The organism is Bradyrhizobium sp. Leo170 (assembly GCF_004296405.1).
Taxonomy (GTDB): domain Bacteria; phylum Pseudomonadota; class Alphaproteobacteria; order Rhizobiales; family Xanthobacteraceae; genus Bradyrhizobium.
The window spans coordinates 1-452 of the sequence record NZ_PSRR01000875.1 but is presented as its reverse complement, the minus strand read 5'-3'; the positions used below and the strand labels follow the sequence as shown (position 1 = coordinate 452).

Annotated in this window: 1 protein-coding gene; it reads right to left on the bottom strand. The window is 69.9% G+C overall.

All coding sequences use genetic code 11. The annotated features are described in order from the left end of the window. Positions 1 to 452: alpha/beta hydrolase family protein (locus tag CWO89_RS45180; RefSeq protein ID WP_502702965.1), on the bottom strand; the 452-nt coding region annotated here is incomplete at both ends.

Genomic DNA, 452 nt, shown 5'->3' with positions numbered 1-452 from the left:
CGCGGCCGCGCGCCCCGGCGCGAAGGCGATGATCGCCAAGATGCTCTTAGAGCCGCCATTGGGGCTCTCGGCGGCAAGCGCCAGCGCCCCCCAGCCACCGGCGGAATGGCTGATGACGACGGCGTGATCCTTCAGGATGAAGGACTGGTCGCTGAGGTAATCGAGTGCGAGCCTGATCTGCCCGGCGGTAGCCCGAGCCGCGCGTGAATAATCCGCCTCGTCGCAGCCGCCCTGGTCTTCCAGGTATGTTCCGCCTGTGGCGCCATGGCCTATCCGCTCCGGCACCAGCACGGCAAAACCGCGTGCGACCAGAAAGCCGGCCAGCGCGCGGTATTCGGGCTGCGGCATCTGTGCCCGACGCAACACGTTCTGCGTCGTGGCATGCGCGCCCAACGCCAGCGGAAACGGCCCTGCGCCCGGCGGGCGAAACAGCAGGGCGCGCGCCGGCCGCG